Source organism: uncultured Lamprocystis sp. (assembly GCF_903933125.1).
GTDB lineage: Bacteria > Pseudomonadota > Gammaproteobacteria > Chromatiales > Chromatiaceae > Thiodictyon.
Window position 1 is genome coordinate 1 of the sequence record NZ_CAIZIZ010000307.1, and the last position, 13,914, is coordinate 13,914.

Annotated in this window: 11 protein-coding genes and 1 pseudogene; 5 read left to right on the plus strand and 7 right to left on the minus strand. The window is 63.2% G+C overall.

What is annotated here, in order from left to right; all coding sequences use genetic code 11:
* Nucleotides 1–41: 41 nt before the first annotated feature.
* Nucleotides 42–389, plus strand: a pseudogene (locus QZY03_RS15180) (IS1595 family transposase); the annotation flags it as partial.
* 2,224 nt (nucleotides 390–2,613) lie between these two features.
* Nucleotides 2,614–2,955 (plus strand): immunity 53 family protein, encoded by a 342-nt coding sequence (locus QZY03_RS32130; protein ID WP_363168921.1) that lies wholly within the window; start codon nucleotides 2,614–2,616, stop codon nucleotides 2,953–2,955.
* Between the two features lie 235 nt (nucleotides 2,956–3,190).
* On the opposite strand, the gene QZY03_RS15185 is transcribed toward QZY03_RS32130, so the two are convergent.
* Nucleotides 3,191–3,418 (minus strand): DUF433 domain-containing protein, encoded by a 228-nt coding sequence (locus tag QZY03_RS15185; protein ID WP_295582455.1) that lies wholly within the window; start codon nucleotides 3,416–3,418, stop codon nucleotides 3,191–3,193.
* A 364-nt stretch (nucleotides 3,419–3,782) separates the two neighbouring features.
* The gene (locus QZY03_RS15190; RefSeq protein WP_295582457.1) at nucleotides 3,783–3,962 is read right to left on the minus strand and encodes a hypothetical protein; all 180 of its coding nucleotides are present in this window, start codon (nucleotides 3,960–3,962) and stop codon (nucleotides 3,783–3,785) included.
* 15 nt (nucleotides 3,963–3,977) lie between these two features.
* Between QZY03_RS15190 and QZY03_RS15195 the strand changes: the two genes are divergently transcribed.
* The gene (locus QZY03_RS15195) at nucleotides 3,978–5,375 is read left to right on the plus strand and encodes an ATP-binding protein (protein ID WP_295582459.1); all 1,398 of its coding nucleotides are present in this window, start codon (nucleotides 3,978–3,980) and stop codon (nucleotides 5,373–5,375) included.
* Here the strand turns inward: QZY03_RS15195 and QZY03_RS15200 are convergent.
* The 3 genes from QZY03_RS15200 to QZY03_RS15210 all read right to left on the minus strand — a co-directional run bounded on the left by QZY03_RS15200 (nucleotide 5,335) and on the right by QZY03_RS15210 (nucleotide 7,009).
* Nucleotides 5,335–6,105: a hypothetical protein gene (locus tag QZY03_RS15200; protein ID WP_295582461.1), complete on the minus strand. Its 771-nt coding sequence runs from the start codon at nucleotides 6,103–6,105 to the stop codon at nucleotides 5,335–5,337. The two genes, QZY03_RS15195 and QZY03_RS15200, sit on opposite strands and share 41 nt — an antisense overlap.
* 238 nt (nucleotides 6,106–6,343) lie before the next feature.
* On the minus strand, nucleotides 6,344–6,640 hold the full coding sequence (locus QZY03_RS15205) for a hypothetical protein (protein WP_295582463.1): 297 nt from the start codon (nucleotides 6,638–6,640) through the stop codon (nucleotides 6,344–6,346).
* A gap of 126 nt (nucleotides 6,641–6,766) precedes the next feature.
* Nucleotides 6,767–7,009, minus strand: coding sequence for a hypothetical protein (locus QZY03_RS15210; protein WP_295582465.1), 243 nt, complete (start codon nucleotides 7,007–7,009; stop codon nucleotides 6,767–6,769).
* Between the two features lie 561 nt (nucleotides 7,010–7,570).
* On the opposite strand from QZY03_RS15210, the gene QZY03_RS15215 reads away from it, so the two are divergent.
* Nucleotides 7,571–8,935: a right-handed parallel beta-helix repeat-containing protein gene (locus QZY03_RS15215; RefSeq protein WP_295582467.1), complete on the plus strand. Its 1,365-nt coding sequence runs from the start codon at nucleotides 7,571–7,573 to the stop codon at nucleotides 8,933–8,935.
* Nucleotides 8,936–9,096: 161 nt separating this feature from the next.
* Here QZY03_RS15215 and sthA read toward each other — a convergent pair whose 3' ends face one another.
* Both sthA and QZY03_RS15225 read right to left on the minus strand, forming a co-directional pair.
* The gene (gene sthA / locus QZY03_RS15220) at nucleotides 9,097–10,494 is read right to left on the minus strand and encodes a Si-specific NAD(P)(+) transhydrogenase (protein WP_295582469.1); all 1,398 of its coding nucleotides are present in this window, start codon (nucleotides 10,492–10,494) and stop codon (nucleotides 9,097–9,099) included.
* A gap of 79 nt (nucleotides 10,495–10,573) precedes the next feature.
* Nucleotides 10,574–10,957 carry a thiol-disulfide oxidoreductase DCC family protein gene (locus QZY03_RS15225; RefSeq protein WP_295582470.1) on the minus strand — a complete coding sequence of 128 codons (384 nt, stop codon included), beginning with the start codon at nucleotides 10,955–10,957 and terminating at the stop codon, nucleotides 10,574–10,576.
* Nucleotides 10,958–11,295: 338 nt separating this feature from the next.
* Here QZY03_RS15225 and QZY03_RS15230 point away from each other — a divergent pair, with 338 nt between their 5' ends.
* Nucleotides 11,296–13,758 carry a penicillin acylase family protein gene (locus tag QZY03_RS15230; RefSeq protein WP_295582472.1) on the plus strand — a complete coding sequence of 821 codons (2,463 nt, stop codon included), beginning with the start codon at nucleotides 11,296–11,298 and terminating at the stop codon, nucleotides 13,756–13,758.
* The last annotated feature ends 156 nt before the right edge of the window (nucleotides 13,759–13,914 follow it).

The following is a 13,914-nucleotide window of genomic DNA, read 5'->3' on the forward strand; positions in this document are numbered from 1 at the left end:
CCTGCGCGCGCTTTCTCAGTATCTGCCTTTCGACTCCTGGGATGACCTGTTTGACTTCATGCTGGAGGGTCTGCGGCCGGCTTCGCGCAAGCCCCGAAGCCGGCCAAATACGGGGTAGGGTCAAATTTGGAATTGCTGTCAAAGCAGGTTCGCTTGTGATTACCGACGGGTGGCCAAGCTACAATGGTCTGGAAAAGCTCGGCTATGTGCATCAGCGGATATTGCAGTCCGTGAAAGGAAAAAGCACCGGCGCGTATCTGCCGATGGTCCACCTGATCGTCAGCAACTTGAAGCGGTGGCTGCTGGGAACCCACAAAGGTGCTGTACTGCCTCACCACCTTCCCGCCTATCTCAACGAGTTCACGTTCCGGTTTAACCGGCGCTATTGGCGCGGCCCGGCCTTCCACCGCGCTCTTGGCCTGATCGTCCATGCCGAGAAATGGCCGGAGTACGATACACTCTACAGCGTGGCAAAGGGCGGAGTGGACGCGTGGGTTCACCCAAGCTCTCCCGCGAACCTCTGCCCGCAGGTCGAGGCCAGCGGCGAGCCCCTGACACTACATGTAGGGGTTACCTGAGCTAACCGGATAGGCATGTTATCCATAACTGTAAGACTCGACAGTTCATGACAAAAATGCAAGCCCGATCCGCCCAGCAGGAACGCTCCCGACGGCTGGCCTTGTCGTACCCGCCGTAAAAGCGGCTTTCGGCCGCTTCCACGCGCAGGGATGGCGCTTCTCCAGGTCCGCGATGGCTTGAACGATGATCGACGCCCCAAGCCTGAACGACGCCAAGCCGAGCGAGCCCCGGCCTTGATCATCGCTCCGGCCGTAGGGTGGACAAGCGCTAGCGCAGTCCACCGAATCCCGCGCCGCGGCAGGTGGACTGTGCGCTGCGCTTGTCCATCCTACGAGGCCGCGTGGCCGGAACCGTGATCAAGGCCGCAGCCCCCTGTCAGTACCCCCTAAACACTCTGGAAAGCACTCAAGACACCTTTTCCACAATATTGTTTTTTAAATTATTCTTGATACCACGACGACCCAAGCGCCAGTCGGTTTATGCCGACCCGCTCGGGCGTTATGAGGCAAGATTGCCTCATAACGCACGAACGGTGCGGTGAGGAACTGCGCGCAATGACTTGACAAACCGAAAAAACTTTGATGCAATCCCAAAAAGGCTCCGATCTATGGGGTAGTTCGTCCGCCGACATCTCGTTAGGCATTGCTATCAATTTGAAACGACGCTGGTTCGGTCCCATTCGGGTTGCCCCGAATATTCACTGGTAAACCCAACCGATTGCATGAATGATAACTCCACCCACGAGCAGAACCCATGAAAAATGCTATCGTCTCTACTCTTGTTCTGTCCTCAATCCTGAGCACCGCTCCGGGCAAAGCGGATAGCTTCCAGGACTACGCACCTCTTTATAGTAATGTCAATTCAGCCAATCCTGGTATGGAGATCATAATACCCCGATACAGCCGCAGCAGTGCTGATCCATTAGGTAACCCCAAGAGTTATACCTTCCGGTTCGATGTTTACCCTGCCGGGCGGCCTAATCGTCTTTACGGTAGCGCGAGCCGCACGTTTGTCTTTCCAAATTCGTGCGTCAACCCACAACCTTATCGGACATGGTCAGAAGATGATAAAGTGGTCGCCTTGCCAAATTCGTCGCGCAGGGTTCTGGCGTTCACGATTAATCGAAGCTGTAAGTACATCAATATATTCGCTATGAGCGCTTAATTATTTATCTTTCTTTTAAATCAATGCTTTGCAATTATTGGCGCCTACAAATATTTCACTTGAAGTACTTACCGAGATCACCGGGGGAGCCATCAAACGCAGCTACGGTATCTTTATCTATTCGGCCGTCCTCGCAAACAGTTTAGGCACAGTCTGGAGTAGGACTTTCACATCCGTCGATGATCTCTACTTGGATTCCTTTCAAGGGGTAGATACCAATGGCGATGACAAGGCCGATGAGATCATGGTTGTTATGAGCTATGCCACGAGCACTGGATACAACAAGCGGTTTGTTATACTGAATAAGACAAATGGCGAAACCATTTCCGACAGCAGCTATCCGAGCTCTTAGCAGGGAATGAGGCAATAGGGGCAAGCGCAATTATTGGGCAATAGGGCCGTCGGTTGGGGTGAGGAACGAACCCCAACATTTCCAAGCTCAGACCTCGTTGTGGAATAAATGTAAGAAAAAGCCTAACAAGCCGCCTTATTAGAGGATGGGGTCAGGTCTTGCAATCAAGCATCTGGGATACGATGCAAGTATTCATGATTACAAGACCTGACCCTCTACATTTTGTGACCCTCTACATTTTGCTATGCCCGATAAGACACCCCAAGAGCATACGGCCGTCTCCGGCCCGCCCGGACGCCTCCATGCTCCACACCTCCACCCGTGCCCACGCTGTTTCAGGGCTCATCGCCTGAGGGGAGGATGGGGTCATGAGGGGAGGATGGGGTCAGGTCTTGCAATCAAGCATCGGGGATACGATGTAAGTATGCATGACTACAAGACCTGACCCTCTACACTCTTGATTACAAGACCTGACCCTCTACGCTCTACATTCCGCTCAGCTCAACCGTTAGGCGGCCATGAACGCTCTTGCGCAGCTTCAAGACTGGTACCTCTCCCAGTGCAACGGTGACTGGGAGCACACTTACGGTGTTTCTATAGGTACCTTGGACAATCCGGGATGGTCGCTTGTGGTTGAACTCACTGACTCCAACCTCGACGGTCGCTCCTTCGCACCTGTCAGTCACGGCGTAGGCGCAGACTCTGTCGAAGACGACCCGGACTGGCTCACTTGCGAGGTCAAGAGCAACAGATTTGTTGCACACGGAGGCCCGCTAAAGCTCGACGAAATGATCATGGTTTTCGTCAAGTGGGCCGACAGCTGCCCGCCTAACGCAGGGGATGGGGCACCATTTAGCTGACCCCGGTGCGGGCACGACATAATCCCTCGTGCCCGAACACGTGGGGAAATGGGGTCATGGGGAAATGGGGTCACATGGGGAAATGGGGTCAGGTCTTGCAATCAAGCATCCGGGATACGATGCAAGTATGCATGATTACAAGACCTGACCCTCTACATTTGTTCTTGACCCTCTACATTTGTTCTGACCCTCTACATTTGTTCTCGTCTGCGACCAGGTCCATGGGGAGACACCCTCAAGCCGCGTGGGCGGACACCGGATAGAGAACATCGGCGTGGAGGACCTGGGCCGCGAAGCCCAGGGCAGCGCGAATATCCTCCGGCGCCAGCCGCGGATTGGCCTCCAGGATCTGCTCCTGGGATTCCCCAGCCGCGAGCCGTTCCAAGATGGACTCCACCGTGACGCGGGTGCCGACGATGGTTGGTTTACCCATCATGATGTCGGGATTCGAGACGATTCGCATCGGTGTGTACCTCCTGCAAGGGGCCTTAGTCATCCAGCAGACGCTCGGTCAGCGGTGCCGACCGCGACGAACGAACGCCGCGACGAACCTGAACTATACGACCGCAAGGTAATTCCGGGGACAATTTACTTCATTCAAGAGACTCCGAGTCGGCCTTGATCAGGGTTCCGGCCACGCGGGATCGTACAAGCGCAGGGCAGTCCACCAGCGACGGCGCGGGATTCGGTAAACTGCGCTGTCGCTTGTTCAGCCTGCGGCCGGAACGACGCAGACCGACACGCTACTCAGCCATCATGGCCAGCACGTCCGCCAACTCGCGCACGGTCAGGGGCGCCGACCCGCGGGCGTCGTCGGCCGGACTCGGTCAATCGGGGCGCTTCGGCTTGGGCAGTGCGATGAGCTGGTTGCGCGGGCCACTGCGAACCGATGGCGAAGTTGATGACGGCATCGACAGGGCGCCGCTGCCCAAGCCGATCGTCTCCAGGAACACCTGCGCAACATTGGCCAGGAAGTGAACAGCGGCATTATTGACCGAGAGCAGCATGGGTTCGCGTGTAACATGACCCCGAAAGCCGACGCCGATGCAAGCACGGCCCCGACCACTGCCGTCCGGCACGAGGAAGCGGCCGGGGAGGCGCTGTGGATCGAGGTCATCCGCAAGATGGACGAGACCTACGCGGACCTGGTCCGCCATCAGGTCGAGCTGGAAGAAAAAAACACCGCACTGGAGGACGCTCAGCAGTTTATCGCGAGCGTCCTGGCGGCAATGACGGACGTGCTGATCGTCTGCGACGTGGACGGTCGCATCCAGCAGGTCAACGCCGCGCTGGAGACGCTGGTCGGCGTGCCCGAGGCGCAGTTGCACGGACGGACCTTCCTGTCCCTGCTCGCGGCGGAGTCCTTGCCGCTGGCGCGTACGTTCGGCGAGAAAATCCGCAGCAAGGCCATCCACGACTGTGAACTGATTCTGGCGGGTCGCGACGGACAACCCGCGCCCCTGGCAATGAACTGCACCTCACGCTACGACCACCGGGGCCGACTGGTCGGGATGGTGCTGATCGGCCGACCCGTCGGGGAGCTGCGTCAGGCCTATGAGAACCTGAACCGCGCCCACGCGGACCTCAAACAGGCCCAGCAGCAATTGATCAGCGCGGAGAAGATGGCCTCGCTCGGCCGGCTGGTGGCGGGGGTGGCTCATGAACTGAACAACCCCATCAGCTTCGTCTACGGCAACATTCACGCCCTGGCCCGCTACCGCGAGCGGCTGGGCCGTTTCATCACCGGGGCCGAGGCCGCGGGGCTGTCGCCCGAGCTCCGGGACCTGTGGGATGAACTGCGCATCGGGCGCATCCTCACCGACCTGGACCCGCTGCTCAAAGGCACCCTGGAGGGCGCGGAGCGGGTGCGCGACCTGGTGCAGGATCTGCGTCGCTTCTCCTCCGGCGCGCAGGGCGAATATACGGACTTCGACCTCACCCATGTGGTTCGTACCGCGGTGCACTGGGTCTCCCGGAGCGGCGCCAAGGACGCCGGCCGGCAGACCCAGGCGATCACCCTGGATCTGCCGACGCACCTGAGTGTCCGCGGCCATCCGGGGCAGATCCATCAGGTGGTGATGAACCTGGTACAGAACGCGCTGGACGCGGTGCGGGGGCGCCCTGAGCCGCGCATTGGAGTGGACTTGACCACCAGCGGCGCCATGGCCGTGCTGCGGGTGCATGACAACGGCCCGGGTGTCTCCGACACCGACCGCCGGCGCGTCTTCGACCCCTTCTTTACCACCAAGCCGGTCGGTCAGGGCACCGGACTCGGACTCTCCATCAGCCTGCGCATCGTCACCGACCACGGCGGCACGCTCGTTCTGGAGCCGACGGCCGCCGGCGGCGCGGTTTTTCGGATGGAACTGCCGACCGGGATTACTGCTTCGGCTGGGCCGCGGCGACCGTGGTCGGATTGACCACGGCGGGCGCCGCGGCCTGGGGCGCAGCGGGCGCGGCGGCTTGAGGCACAGCGGGCGCGGCGGCCGGGGCGCAGCCCATGCCGGCGCCGGGTCCGACCGGGCGCGGACCGAAGCCATGCGCCGCGCGGCGACGGTCACTCTGCTCCTTCATCGCATTGCGGCGCGCCGCCATCTCCTGTCGTGCCTGAGCGCGATGGGCATCCAATGCCGGACCGCGGTTGCCGGCGAAGTCGGACATGGCGGGACGCTCAAAGCCGGGCATCTCGGGCCAAGCCGGGAACTCGGGGGCCTTGAAGTCGGGGCCGCGCGGGGCCGGCATCTCGGGCATGGCGAATTCAGGCATGGCCGGACGCTCGAAGCGGCGCTGCTCCGGGCTGGTCGGGAACGCTGGACCGGCCCACGCCGGCGCCGCGGCGTTGCCGACCCGGGGGTCCATGGCCGGGGCCGGCCGCGGTGCATTCTTGAAACGAGCCGCCTGCTGCTCGGCGAACTGGCGCCGCGCTGCCATGGCCTGTTCCGCGGCCTTGGCATGTTGGGCCGCCATCGCCTGCCGCTGCGCGGCGAAGGCCTGCTGTTGCTGCTCAAAGGCCCGCTGCCGGTCGGCGGCGGCCTGTTGCTGCGGATCGGTCAGGTAACCGGCCTGATCGGGTGCCCCATACCAGGCGCCGGCCGAGGAGGCGGCAACGGTGAGGACGATAACGGAGGCAGCTTGAACCATCTTATTCATTTTTTAGTACCTTCTCGGACTGAGAATAAAAGGGGTTAAGAGTTTTCAGGTGTTCAACGTAACCCATCCCTGGGCCGGCTCCCTAGGGCAGCGGGCCCGATCGGGCGTTGATCGGAATCCCGGCCAGCGGCGTGCGTAGTCAGGGCTTCCAGCCCTGACGGTGTCAGGCCAGGATGGCCTGACTACGCACCCGGCGAGCCCAAGTGGCCGGAATCTTGATCAAGGCCCCGATCGCGCGTCACCGTCGACTGCGGACGACTGCCGCGGGTGGGGTGACGGCATGGCCAGCCATCACCGGCGCCTGCGTCGGAAAGGCGTATGGATAGCGCCAGCCATAAGCGTCATTGCTGGCGGGGATCTGGGCGAACTGCTGACGGTCGGTCGCGGCGGCCGGAGCCGCGTCGGTACGGCCCGAAACCGCGTGCGCTGGGCTCTCCCCGCCGTTTTCAACCGACCCGAGCACGCTCAACTCCGCGGCAGCCGCCGCCGCGCAGACCAAGCCGAAGATGACCGCCAGTGCGGGCTGGAACATCATTGCCTCATCGTTGACGGCCCACGGCGAGCGTTCCGGCCCGACCGTCCCAGGTGAGTGCTCAGTATATAAGAACTTACTAAATTAGCAATAGATAAATTCCGTTCGGCCGCTCAAGAAGGACCAAAGTCACTCGATGGACAGGAGTTCGACGTTCGCGGGCAGCCGCCAATCCCGCGCCCCGCAGAGCCCCTGGGCGTTGACGGCGCGCACGAAGCCATCGGTATCGCAGTCATTGCCGCTGCAGGAGCCACCGTTCTGCACACTCGCCCAGCCGCCCCAACCGGTGCACTGGCCCTCCCGCTCCATGACCACGCTGGCGCGTTGCGCGTCCTGGATAGTGATTCGGAAGGCATTCTGGTGGCTTCCCATCAAGGTTTCGACCCCTTGACAGTGGCACGCCGCAGAACAATCACCTAGACTTTTCTGGAGTTACCTGAAGCATGAGCGGAAACGCACCGTTGACTTGCTGGACGCGGCCTGACGATGGCAGCTTTTTTGTCAACCAGAGCGATGGGGCGAGTGCAGATGCAACGGTACTTTGCGTGCGGACACGTTAACCTGGTGGCGCAGGACAACTGTCCCAACACGCCGGATCCCGACCAGGACGGAGACGACATTGGTGACGCCTGCGACAACATCGATTTCTGCTGGGAGTGCCTGCCAAGGCGAGGCGACTGGCGGGCGATTTTCGCGCGGTGAGTTTGGCTGCCCTCAACCCACCGCCGTTCGGCCGTTGCAACAGACAAATTGAAATCACGAGGTGACGCGATGAAGATCCGGTCGTCCGTAGTGCGAGTGGGTTGCTGGGCGATCCTTGCCACCGGCATGACGCAGGCCGGTGACCTGTATGTCCAACAGAGCGTCGGCAACGACGCCAATCCCGGCCATGCCTGGGGGACCGGCTACGCCCTGGCCACCATCCAACGGGCCTTGGTCCTGGCCCAGGGGCAGGCGGGGGCGGATACCATTCATGTCGCGGCCGGGACCTATCATGAACATCTGCAAGTCGGCAGCGATGTTTCACTGCTTGGCAGCTATCCCGCCAGCGGCTCCGGGCCGCGAAACCGGGACACCTCCCCCAGTATCATCGACGCTGCCGGCATCGTCGATGCCTCCGGGCGCAGGATGTCGGCAATCGACATCCACAATGCCAGCCAGACCACACTCGATCTATTCGTTGTGATCAACGGCCGCAACGAGGTGGATGGCAATGGCATCGGCGGCGGCGCTTCCATAATTTATAGCACTGGCCCGGTGACGCTCAGCAATAACCTGTTCGAGAACAACTGGGCGAGTTGGGGCGGCGGGATCGGTATCATGACTCACTCCGCCGAGCCAGTCCCAGTGATCACACTCACCGGCAACCTGATTCGCAACAACGACAGCGGCCACGGCGGCGGCGTCAGCGTCTATGATGCCGCCGCGGTCCTCGACAACAATACACTGACCGCCAATACCACGAATGAGCAGGGCGGCGGGCTCGTTGCCGGCGAGGCCTCGCTCACCCTGACACGCAATACGATCAGTGCGAACCATGCAAGCAGTGGCGGTGGGGTTGCCTGGTCAGGGTGCCGGGCATTATCAGCCAGCGGCAACACGATTGTTTCAAACCAGGCCACCACCGACGGCGGTGGGATATTTCATCAGTCCTGCGCTGGCCACCTAACCAACAATAGTATTCAGCGCAACAGTGCCGGCAACTGGGGGGGCGGGGTATGCCTTTACACCGCCCATCCCGAGACCTTTGCCAATAACCTGATTACCGACAATACCGCCGTCGCCAACGGTGGCGGGGTCAGCCTGTACGATGGAGCAACGGCCGTCATCGTCAACAACACCCTGACCAACAACCAAGCTAATGGTTTGGGGGGCGGGCTTTATGCGCACTACGGCACCAGCGCCACCGTCCGGAACAGTATCCTCTGGGCCAATCAGTCCACTCAGATCACCAACAACGGTACGGTGCAAATCACTTATTCGGACATTGCCGGCGGCTGGAACGGAGTCGGTAATCTTTCCCAAGACCCACTGTTTGCCGATCCCGCCGCCGGGGATTACCATCTACGCTCGCTGGGTGGGCGTTACCAACCAGCGACACTCACCTGGGTCGTGGATAAACAGCACAGCCCGGCCATTGATGCCGGAAATCCAAGGGACGCCTTCGCCAACGAAACCCAACCCAACGACGCACGGATTAACCTCGGGGCTTTCGGAAATACGGTCCAAGCAAGCCGCAGCGATATTGGTTTGAAGCTGCCGGACCGCGGCGACTGGCGGGCGATCCTGGGGCGGTGATCCGGTGGCCCCACCGCCATGGGGTCGTCGTCGCTGGCCGTGTTCTGCGATCAAGCGCAGAAGCCGGCGGGGTCGCGTCCGTGGCTTGAGGTATTTGCAATCGACCACAAAGGACACGCAGTTGGTTTTAATCGGTTTTGAAAAAAAGAGGGTCTCTGCTTTCAAAACAACCGATTCAACCCATTCAACGCCGCCACGCGGTACGCCTCGGCCATGGTCGGATAGTTGAAGGTGGTCTCGGTAAAATAGCGGATACTGTTGGCGGCGCCGGGTTGGGACATCACCGCCTGGCCGATGTGGATGATCTCCGCGGCTTGTTCGCCGAAGCAGTGGATGCCCAGGATTTCCAGGGTCTCGCGATGGAACAGGAGCTTGAGCATGCCCACGGTGTGGCCGGTGATCTGGGCGCGGGCGATGGACTTGAAGTCGGCCTGGGCGACTTCGTAGGGGATTTGGCTAGCGGTGAGTTCGCGCTCGGTGCGGCCGATCGACGAGATCTCGGGCACGGTGTAGATGCCGGTGGGAAATTCTTCGATCAGTGACCAGTCGCATTCGCCGTCGGCGATGTGAGCCCCGACGAAACGCCCCTGGTCATAGCTGGCGCTGGCCAGCGCCGGGGAACCGGCTACGTCGCCGACCCCGTAGATGTGGGGCAGGGCCGTCTGGTAGCTGCGGTTGAGATCGAGCTGACCGCGCCGGTTGGGGGTCAGGCCGATGGCTTCCAGGCCCAGGTCATGGGTGTTGCCGGTGCGGCCGTTGGCCCAGAGCAGGCAGTCGCTCTTGAATTTCTTGCCTGATTTGCAGGTCAAGACGACCCCATCATCGTGTGCCTCAACCCGGTCATAGGTCTCGTCGTTGCGGATGACGACACCGCCCTGGCGCAGGTGATAGGACAGCGCATCCGTGATCTCGTCGTCCAGGAACGACAGCAGCCGGTCGCGGGTATTAACCAGGTTCACCTTCACGTCCAGGTTGCTCAGAATGGACGCGTACTCGCATCCGATAACGCCGGCCCCATAGATCGTCATCGAGCGCGGCGTGTGCGCCAGGGCCAGCACGCTGTCGCTGTCGAGCACCCGCGGGTGACTGAAGTCCACGTCCGGCGGATGGTAGGGGCGCGAGCCGGTGGCGATCACGAAATACTTGGCGGTCAATTCCTGGGCGGCGCCGCCGGGGCGTTGGACCTCGATGCATTCCGGGCTGCGAAAGCGGGCGTGGCCGAAGATGACCTCCACCCGGTTGCGCTGGTAGAAGCGGTAACGGGTGCGCACCTGCTCGTTGATGACACCGTCGGCCGCGCGCAGCAGGTCAGGAAAGTCCACCTGGATCTGGTCGCGGGTATGCTGGAAGATCGGGTTGTGCCGGTAGTCCGCCAACATCTGGATGGAGTGGCGCAACGCCTTGCTGGGGATGGTGCCCCAATGGGTACAGCCGCCGCCGACGGCGTTGTGGGCTTCCACGATGGCCACTTCGCGGCCGGCCTTCGCGAGCTTCATGGCGGCGCCTTCGCCGGCCGGGCCGGTGCCGATCACGATAACGTCGAATGCGCGGGTGGTCATGGCAGGGCTCCGGCTCGGTACGGCTGGCACCTGGCCGGCGGGCGGGGTGCGTTCAGCGGAATGGTGTCAGAGCGCTAGTTTAACCGTTCGCGCAGAAGCCGTCGGCGCAGCGGTGTTTGAAGCGCCGGGCGGCGAACCGGCGATAGGCCCGGTCGAGCGGGCCGACCAGCCGCAGACCGGTGACCAAACGGGCCAGGTGCCGGTAATAGGGCAGGCGGCGCCACAGGGTGACGAATCCCAGGACGCCGGTCACCAGTACCCCATTGGTATCGAGTACATGCAGTCGGGCCATGGCCTCGGTGGTGCTGATGCCGGCCTGCCGCAGCCGCTCCGGGGCTTTGAGCAAGTCAACCCACTCGACGGCGCCGGCGCGATCCAGCGCTTGGTAATGGGCGATCTCGCGGCGGCACAGGGGGCAACCGCCGTCGTAGAAAACGACGGGTCTCGATTCATTTTGCGGCATCGGTACTCTCGGTGGACATCGGGTGTCGGCGCGCCAGGGGCGGTCGATCCACCCTGGCGCGTTCGGGCGGGTGACGGTCAGCGCTGCCCCTCCAGCGCCAGGACGAACACGGTCGCCGCCGCGGCGGAGATCGCGGACAACGCCCACTTCAGGTGTGCAAGGCCCGGTTTGGTCATCATAGTCACCTCGTACTGGAATGGTTGCATTGGGTGATTGGCGCGGATTGTCCCGCGCATGCTTGTTAAAGTCGGTCTAGCAGGCGGAGAATCAACCGTCCGCCCGCACGATGATTGTCGTTGTTTAACTCATTTCTGACGTGTGACTCATGGAGTGCCCACATGCTCCGCCGTGTTCTTACCGTTGTCCTGGCGATCCTGCTGGCCCTGGGCCTGGGTGTCGCCGGGGTTCTCCTGTGGATCACCAAACGCGCGGAGCCGGCCTATGCCGGTGAGGTCAGGGTCGCCGGGCTGACGGCTCCGGTGCGCGTGCGCTGGGGACCGCACGCGGTGCCGACCATCCAGGCGGATTCGCTGCCCGATCTGCTGTTCGGCCAGGGATTCGTGGTGGCCAGTGAGCGGATGTGGCAGATGGATCTGATGCGCCGGCTCGCCGACGGGCGCCTGGCGGAGGTCTTCGGGGCGGACGCGCTGGACGCGGACCGGTTCTTCCGCACCTTGGGTCTCAATGCCGCTGCCCGCCGCGCCTATGCCGAATTGGACGCACCCGAACGGGCCATGCTCGCGGCCTATGCGGCCGGGGTCAACGCCTACCGAGCGCAGGCGCTGGAGCGGCTGCCGGTCGAGTATCTGATCGCCGGCTTCGAGCCGGACCCCTGGCGGCCGGAGGACAGTCTGCTGGTCGGCGCCTACATGGCCTGGACCCAATCGTTCAACTTCAAGGAGGAGTTGACCTTTCTGCGGATGGCGGCACGTCTCGGTGCGGCCCGGGCGCGCGAACTCTTCCCCACCGATGAGGGAGTGCCAGCCCCGCCGGTGCCGCCCGAACTGCTGGAGCGGCCTGGTGACCTGGGCGGCGCCACCGCCGCGACGGCGGCCGCGCTGGCCGGCCTCCTGGACCTGCCCGCGCGTTTCGGCCTGCCGACACCCAGTCCGGCCAGCAACGCCTGGGTGGTCACCGGACCGCGCACCGCCGATGGTGCGGCCCTGCTCGCCAACGACCCCCACCTACCCCCATCGGTGCCTGGGACCTGGTATGAACTGGAGTTGTACGGACCCGATCTGCATGTCGCCGGTCTGGCGCTGCCCGGGGTGCCGCTGGTGTTGATCGGCCACAACGCCGATCTGGCCTGGGGACTCACCAGCGCCATCGCCGATACCCAGGATCTGTTCCTCGAACGGCCCACCGCCGACGGCACTCAGGTGGAACGGGCCGGGCGTGCGCCCGAGGCCATCACCACCCGGGTGCAGCGCATCATGGTCAAGGATGCGCCGCCGGTGGACCTGGTCGTGCGCAGCACCCGTCATGGGGTCATCCTGAACGATCTGCTCGCGCCTGTCCCGGACGCCGCGGACGGGGCACGGAGCGCATTGCAGCCGTCCGTCGCCGGCCCCTATCTGATCGCGCTGAGTCAGGTCACTGACCCGCCGGACCGCAGCTTCGCCGCGCTCGTCGGTTTGAACCGGGCGCGCACCCTGGCCGAGGCCCGCCGCGCCGCGCTGGGCTTTTACGCGGTCGCGCAGAATCTGATGCTCGCCCACCGCGATGGGGACATCGCCTGGCAGGTGACCGGACTCCTGCCGCAGCGCCGCAAAGGGTCCGGGCTCTTCCCCGCGCCCGGCTGGATCGCGGATTATGGATGGGACGGCACGGTGGCGCCCTGGCGCAACCCAGGGCAGATCGATCCGGCCGGGGCCGCGCTGATCACGGCCAATAACCGCACGATCCCGGTCGACCACCCGGTCAATGTCGGTCATTCATGGATGGCGCCCTACCGCGCCCAGCGCATCACGCAGCGCCTCAATGAATCCGGACCCTTGACCCCCGCGGCGATGGCCGCCATCCAGACCGACCGCCTGAGTCGCCAGGCCCTGTTGACACAGCAAGCGCTGCGGCGCGATGAATCGGCGCTGCGCGCCGCGGACCCCGCGGCCTGGGTGATCGCGGAGTCTGACCTGCTCGGCTGGGACGGTGTCATGGACGGATCGAGCCGTGCCGCGGCCTTCTATGCCCTGCTGGAACCGGCGCTCTGGCGGGCGCTCTATGGCGACGAGTTGGGTGACGCGGACCTGGCGGTCCTGATGTCGCTGGCGAACCCGACTTATCATTCGTTGCAGGAAACCCTGCATACCGGTGAGTCAAGCTTCTGGGACGACGTGACCACACCGGAAGCCGAGACGCCGGCCCACATCTGGGCGCGCGCCCTGCGGACGGCCGCGGCCGATCTGGCGGCGGCCCTGCCCCGGACGCGTGACCAGCGCCTCGACCGGCTGCGGACCCTGACCCTGCCCCATGCCTTCCACCAGCAGCCGCTGCTCGGTTGGCTGTTCGATGTCGGACCCATCGGGGTCGGCGGCGCGGCCGATACGGTGGACCTGATGCAGAGCGCGCCCGCTGATCCGCGTCGCGTTCTGATCGCACCGTCGATGCGCGTGGTTCAGGTCCCGGGCAACTGGCCGCAGACCCGCGGCACCCTGCCGCTTGGTCAGTCCGGTCATCCGCTGTCGCGCTACCGCACCGATCAGCTCGACGATTGGCTGCACGGCGGTTCCCACACCTGGCCCTGGCACGGCCCCACGACCGAGGGTACACAGGGGCTGCTGGTGTTGCGGCCGCTGCCGTGATGCGCTGATGCGCCTTGGTCGTAAACCCGGCCATCGCGGGGTCTGCGCGGTCCTCGGTCCGCACAGCGGACCCTACAGACCCTCAGCTATGCGGACCATCCGCGACTGCATGACCGCAGGACATGCTCCCAAAGCAGCGATCTCACTCGAACCAAA

What these genes read in the sequence shown, in the direction of transcription:
- QZY03_RS15195 (WP_295582459.1), top strand. Translation starts at nt 3,978, where the DNA reads ATGACCCCGAAAGCCGACGCCGATGCAAGCACGGCCCCGACCACTGCC.
- QZY03_RS15225 (WP_295582470.1), bottom strand. Translation starts at nt 10,957, where the DNA reads ATGCCGCAAAATGAATCGAGACCCGTCGTTTTCTACGACGGCGGTTGC.
- QZY03_RS15190 (WP_295582457.1), bottom strand. Translation starts at nt 3,962, where the DNA reads ATGCTGCTCTCGGTCAATAATGCCGCTGTTCACTTCCTGGCCAATGTT.
- QZY03_RS15185 (WP_295582455.1), bottom strand. Translation starts at nt 3,418, where the DNA reads ATGCGAATCGTCTCGAATCCCGACATCATGATGGGTAAACCAACCATC.
- QZY03_RS15230 (WP_295582472.1), top strand. Translation starts at nt 11,296, where the DNA reads ATGCTCCGCCGTGTTCTTACCGTTGTCCTGGCGATCCTGCTGGCCCTG.
- QZY03_RS15210 (WP_295582465.1), bottom strand. Translation starts at nt 7,009, where the DNA reads ATGGGAAGCCACCAGAATGCCTTCCGAATCACTATCCAGGACGCGCAA.
- QZY03_RS15200 (WP_295582461.1), bottom strand. Translation starts at nt 6,105, where the DNA reads ATGAATAAGATGGTTCAAGCTGCCTCCGTTATCGTCCTCACCGTTGCC.
- QZY03_RS15205 (WP_295582463.1), bottom strand. Translation starts at nt 6,640, where the DNA reads ATGATGTTCCAGCCCGCACTGGCGGTCATCTTCGGCTTGGTCTGCGCG.
- QZY03_RS32130 (WP_363168921.1), top strand. Translation starts at nt 2,614, where the DNA reads ATGAACGCTCTTGCGCAGCTTCAAGACTGGTACCTCTCCCAGTGCAAC.
- sthA (WP_295582469.1), bottom strand. Translation starts at nt 10,494, where the DNA reads ATGACCACCCGCGCATTCGACGTTATCGTGATCGGCACCGGCCCGGCC.